This window comes from Komagataeibacter europaeus LMG 18890 (assembly GCF_000285295.1).
In the GTDB taxonomy this organism is placed as follows: Bacteria; Pseudomonadota; Alphaproteobacteria; order Acetobacterales; family Acetobacteraceae; genus Komagataeibacter; species Komagataeibacter europaeus.
Genome location: NZ_CADP01000141.1, coordinates 1 through 5,998, shown reverse-complemented (window position 1 = coordinate 5,998; position 5,998 = coordinate 1). Strand labels below are relative to the sequence as shown.

Below are 5,998 nucleotides of genomic sequence, written 5' to 3'. Positions count from 1 at the left end.
CCATGCCCGGCGCCATGCCGGGGCGATCGACGCGTATTTCCCGGCCCATTTCTCCTCGAACGCATCGAGCTCTGCGGCCGCCATGTCAGCGGTCGCCGCCCCGTAGATCCGGCGCAGGTCGGCAGCCACGGCCTTGCGGTCCTTCCATGAGCAGAAGTTCAGGCTGTGGCGCACCAGGTGAACAATACAGGTCTGAACCATCGCCTCGGGAAAGGCGGCGGTGATGGCCTCGGGAAAGCCTTTCAGCCCGTCCACGACCGCGATCAGGATGTCCTGGATGCCCCGGTTCTTCAACTCGTTCATGACCGAAAGCCAGAATTTGGCGCCTTCATTCTCGGCGATCCAGAGCCCCAGAACCTCGCGCACTCCCTCGCGGGTGACACCGAGAGCAACGTAAACCGCCTTGTTTTTAACGGTCCGGCTGTCAGCATCGCGGATCTTTACCCGAAGGGCATCGAAGATCACGATGGGATACATCCGATCCAGCGCCCGGCCCTGCCACTCCCGGACCTCGTCCAGCACGGCATCGGTGACGCGGCTGATCAGGTCGGGAGAGACCTTCAGGCCATAAAGATCAAGCAGATGGGTCTGGATGTCCCGGACCGTCAGACCGGCGGCATAGAGACCGATGATCCTGTCGTCGATCCCGTCGATCCGGGTCTGGCCCTTCTTTATAAGCTCCGGCTCAAAGCTGCTGTCGCGGTCGCGCGGCACCGTCACCGGAAAGGCGCCGTCCTGGCCTTTCAGCACCTTGGTCGTGGAGCCATTCCGCCGGTTCGACTGGCCCGGCGGGGCAGCCTTGCCTTCCTCATAGCCCAGATGCGCGCTCAACTCTGCACCCAGCATACGCTCCATGAGCCGAATTTTCAGCTCCTTCAGCAACCCGCTGTCTCCGAGCAGGTCTTCAGGACGCTTCACGCCCGTCAGCAATTCGTCGAGGATTTCCATCGAGATGGTCATTCATACTTCCTTTCGGTGAAGTATGGACCAGATCAATTATACACAGAAGATCGGACACTCTCTGCACCCCCACCATAACTGTCATCCGAACGGACGCGGCTCTTCGACACGAGCAAGCATACCATCCGGCAAAGGCCGCTGAAGACGCAGAGCCTCTACTGTCGGTGCATTCATCCACACATCCAGCTCATCCGGCTGCGTCAGGATCACAGGCATGGCCTTCGGATGGATCGTCCCTACTTCCCGATTGGCATCGGTGGTCAGAAACCCGAACAGGTCATCCATCGTCTCCCCGTCTGCCAGCTTGCGCACCGACGTCCACCGGCACCAGATCCCGGCAAAGAAGGCCAGCGGCTCTCCGTCGCTGCGGGCAAACCACACAGGCCGTGATTTCCCATTAGACAGACGCTCGGGTTCCGAAAACGCCGTCAGCGGCACCAGACAGCGATGCGCAACACCTTCCCAGCGCTTCCACCATGTCGAGGTCGGATTGCGGATATTGGTCACACCGCGATCGACCTTATGTCCCTTGAGATAGCCGGGCGGTGTCGGCATGCCCCAGCGCGCCATAACCAGTTCACGGCCGTTCTCGCCATTCCGCACGACCGGCGCCATCGTGTTCGGCCAGATCTCGGGTAGCGGCTGGAGATTCCCCGTGCGATCCTCAAGGACTTTCGCAATCTCGCGGATCGCCTGCGGGTTCGAGGTCATGGAATAGAGATTGCACATCGGCCCTGCTCCCTTACGACCACATGCCGCGTAATCTGGCTGCCATATCGATCCTTACGGATTTCACGGCTTCCTGTCGGGCCTGGTCTTCCGGTTTCACGACAGGCCATGACACGGCTTCGAACAAAGACAGCATATCCCGATCAATGAAGCGCGTGCGTGAAGCATAGACGTGCCGGTCGCCCCGGCTGTGCTGGCCATGCACATAGAAACGCTGCGGCACCATGATATCGAGACTGTCCTTCGCCCGCGTCATGGCCACATAAAGCAGCCGGCGCTCCTCCTCGATGTCATCCTTCTCACCGGTGGCCAGATCGGACGGAATGCACCCATCGACCACGTTCATGACGAACACATTCTTCCATTCCTGCCCCTTGGCGGAATGAATGGTGGAGAGGATCAGATAGTCCTCGTCCAGCAGCGGCACGCCAGCCTGATCGGACGTGGCATCCGGCGGGTCCAGCGTCAGTTCGGTCAGGAATTTCTCGCGTGACGGGTAGCCCCCGGCGATCTGTTCCAGCTGCACCAGATCCGCCAGACGCGTGGAAGCATCCTCATGCAGCCGCTCCAGATGCGGCTCATACCAGTAACGCACTGCCGCGATCTCGCCCGGCCAGCCGACCTGATGGCTGCCAAGAGCGGTGAGCGTGTTCACAAACCCCATCCAGGCCTCGCCGCTGCGCTGGGGCGCTTTGATCTCCTTCAACGCCTCGAAGGGATGGGCATTCTCCCCCATCGTATCCAGCACCCGCCGGGCCGAGGTTGGTCCCACGCCTGGCAAAAGCTGCAACACCCGAAAGCCCGCAATGCGGTCGCGTGGGTTCTGGGCAAAGCGCAATAGCGCCAGCACGTCCTTCACATGCGCGCTGTCGAGAAACTTCAGGCCACCGAACTTCACGAACGGAATGTTGCGCCGGGTCAGTTCCACCTCCAGCGTGCCGCTATGGTGCGAAGCCCGGAACAGCACCGCCTGCTGCTTCATCGGTGTGCCGGCCTCACGCTCTTCCAGCACCCGATCGGCGATGTAATTCGCCTGGGCAGTGTCGTCCCAGATGGTGACCAGTCGTGGTTTTTCCTCCGAGGTCCGCTCGGTCCACAGATCCTTGGTGAACCGCTCGGCTGCCTCGCCAATCACCGCGTTGGCCGCATCCAGAATGGGCTTTGTGGAACGGTAGTTCCGGTCCAGCGTCACAATGCATGCCGGAGGATCAAAGGACGCCGGAAAATCGAGAATGTTGCGCACGGTAGCGGCCCGGAAGGCGTTTATGTGGAATACAATTTCACAACCTCAAAAAAGCAATTTTAAGGTTTCTTTAGGCGGGATAGATGACCTGTACCTGACGTACCCACCAGCCAGTCTCTCAGTTTTGACCAACGTAGCCTTCCGCCCTGATTTCGCACAGCTATGGCCAGAGCCTTCTTCTGCCCGACCAGCACGACGAGCTTCCGCCCCCGTGTAACACCGGTATAAAGCAGGTTCCGCGCCAGCATCGTATAATGCTGCGTCACCAGCGGGATGACCACTACCGGATATTCCGAGCCCTGGCTCTTGTGAATGGTCGTCGCGTAGGCCAGCACCAGTTCGTCCAACTCGCCGAAGCCGTAAACGACCTCCCGTCCATCGAATAAGACCGTCAGTTCGCCCTCTTCCACATCGATCTTGTCGATAACGCCGAGATCCCCGTTGAAGACGTCCCGGTCATAATCGTTGGCGATCTGCATCACCTTGTCGCCGGGACCGTAGGTCCAGCCGAACCGCTCGACCTTCACGTCGCCTGCCGGGTTCAGCGCCTGCTGCAACTCGATATTCAGCGACCGTGCGCCCAGCCCACCCCGGTTCATCGGGCAGAGCACCTGCACGTCGCGGACCGGGTCCAGCCCGAACCGCGCCGGGATGCGGTCCTTCACCACGGTCAGCAACTTGCGCAGTCCGACCTCGGGCTCAGCCGCCTCCACGAAATAGAAATCCGATCCCTCTTCCGCGCTCAGCTCCGGCATCTTCCCTTCGTTGATCCGGTGCGCGTTGGTGATGATCCGGCTCTGTGCCGCCTGGCGGAACACCTCGGTCAGGCGCACCACAGGAACAGCATCGGAGCCAATGATATCGGCCAGCACCTGCCCCGGTCCGACAGAAGGCAACTGGTCCACGTCGCCGACGATCAGCAGAGCCGCGCTGTCAGGTAACGCGCGCAGCAGGGAGCGCATCAGCAGCACGTCGACCATGCTGGCCTCGTCCACAACCAGCAGGTCGCAGGTCAGCGGGTTGGTATCGTCCCGTTTGAAACTGCCATTGCCCGGATCCGTCTCCAGCAGTCTATGGATGGTCTTGCCTTCCAGCCCCGTGCTTTCCGACAGGCGCTTCGCCGCCCGGCCGGTCGGCGCGCAAAGTTGCACGTCTGTGCCCTTGGCAGTCACGATCTTCAGAATGACGTTGACCAGCGTGGTCTTGCCCACGCCAGGACCACCCGTGATCACCAGCACCTTGCTACGCAGTGCAAGGCGCACCGCTTCCTGCTGGCTGGGCGCCATGGCAAGTCCGGTCTTGCCTTCCACCCAAGTCATGGCCTTTTCAGCATCGATCTCCGGCCAGGGCGGCCGACCCACGGCGCAGGCGCGCAATCGCTCGGCGATGCTCTGCTCCGCGCGATAGAGACCAGCCAAGAAGATGCAACTCGTCTCTCCCACGCTATCAGCGACCACGTCTCCCGCTTCCAGCTCCAGCGCGAGGGCTGTTTCGATCAGAGGGGCGGCGACCTCCAGCAGTTCGGCGGTGCTGGTCAGGAGTTCACCGACCGGGAGGCCGCAATGCCCTTCATCCATCGCCTCACCAAGGGCATAGGAGATCCCGGCCCTCACCCGGATCATGGCATCAAGCGCGATCCCCATCTTCCGGGCGATCTGGTCGGCGGTTTTGAAGCCGATGCCCCGGATGTCCTTCGCCAACCGATAGGGGTTCTCGCTGATCAGTCTGACCGCATCCTGCCCGTAGGTCTTGAAGATCCGTACCGCCCGCGACGTGCCGACGCCGTTGCTGTGCAGGAACAGCATGATCTCGCGGATCACCTTCTGGTCTGCCCAGCCACCGACAATCCGTTCGGCCCGCTTGGGACCAATGCCTGTCACTTCCCGCAGGCGATGCGGTTCCTGCTCGATCAGGTCGAACACGGCCTCGCCGAACGCTTTCACCAGTTTTTTGGCATAGACGGGACCAATGCCCCGGATCATGCCCGAGCCGAGATAGCGCTCTATGCCTTCGACCGTGGTCGGCGGACTGGCCTTGAGGAACTCCGCCTTGAACTGCAAGCCGTGGGTGTGGTCGTTGAACCAGCGCCCCGACATCTGCACGAACTCACCCGCCGAGATCATGGCGGCATGGCCGACGACAGTGACCAGATCGCGCTGCCCCCGCACCTTCACCCGCAGGACGCAGAAACCGTTCTCGGCATTGTGGAACGTCACCCGCTCCACGAGGCCGGCCAGCGCTTCCGTTTGGCATTGTTCTCCAACCACGGCACTGGTCATTCTGATTCTGTGAACGGAGAAGACACTTGGGAACCGCATGTTGCCGAAATTTCGCCAGGCGTTCGGCCATCCAGCGCTGGCTTATCTCGAAGCTTGTTTAACATTCCCTCCAATGCTTCAACGTCTCCGGACACGGCATCCCGTTCCTCTGGGCTTAACCAGACCTCTTCCAGTAAACGATTGGCTGCTTGCTGAGCGGCCAGGACAACGCCCTTGGCGCTTGGCTTCGGAATATTGAAATAACAGCGTGCGCATGCCATGCGATGCGGACAAGTGCTCCAAAACGCATTGCTACAGTAAGAATCACCTAAATCGTAATACTTCCAAGGTGCTCCATCCTTCGTTGCGCCTGCCGCAATAACCTCCTTATCAATAACAATTTCGATCATCCGCGCCGCCTGATCCGCCTTGGCAAACGCACTCGCCAATTGCGTAGGTTTCGACCGAACATAGCTCATCGTCGATTGAACGGACGTATGGCCGCACCATTTTGCCAAATCGAATATTGTCATTCCTTGCGGAACGCTGGCCAGCATAGAAACGGCTGAAGCCCGTCCACGGTGACTTGTAATACGGCCTTTACTGTCCTCAATCGGAATACCAGCCTTTTTGCACAAAAGCGGGATAACAGTCTGATTTAAAACTTCCTTCGCGATTGGCCTGTTCCGAAGTTGAAAGAGAAAATGTACATGTTCACCGGTTCGCCGATCAAGATGTTTGCGGGGTGACGCTCGTTTTTTCATCCAGGCCGTAATGTACTTATGAACAGCATGGCCGACCGGTTTAG

At 60.0% G+C, this 5,998-nt stretch carries 5 protein-coding genes; all 5 read right to left on the bottom strand.

Annotated elements, in window-relative coordinates; translation table 11 throughout:
• A partial coding sequence (locus GEU01_RS18990) for an IS256 family transposase (RefSeq protein ID WP_019087329.1) occupies positions 1 to 960 on the bottom strand: 960 nt, incomplete at its 3' end.
• A gap of 81 nt (positions 961 to 1,041) precedes the next feature.
• Positions 1,042 to 1,689: an SOS response-associated peptidase gene (locus tag GEU01_RS18985; RefSeq protein WP_019087328.1), complete on the bottom strand. Its 648-nt coding sequence runs from the start codon at positions 1,687 to 1,689 to the stop codon at positions 1,042 to 1,044.
• 13 nt (positions 1,690 to 1,702) lie between these two features.
• Positions 1,703 to 2,932, bottom strand: a complete 1,230-nt coding sequence (locus tag GEU01_RS23355) for an ATP-dependent helicase (protein WP_019087327.1) — start codon at positions 2,930 to 2,932, stop codon at positions 1,703 to 1,705.
• A gap of 59 nt (positions 2,933 to 2,991) precedes the next feature.
• Positions 2,992 to 5,211, bottom strand: coding sequence for an SF1B family DNA helicase RecD2 (recD2, locus tag GEU01_RS18975; RefSeq protein WP_026018879.1), 2,220 nt, complete (start codon positions 5,209 to 5,211; stop codon positions 2,992 to 2,994).
• Positions 5,208 to 5,998 (bottom strand): site-specific integrase (locus GEU01_RS24990; protein ID WP_157212893.1); only part of this gene is annotated, 791 nt, incomplete at its 5' end. The genes recD2 and GEU01_RS24990, both read right to left, overlap by 4 nt.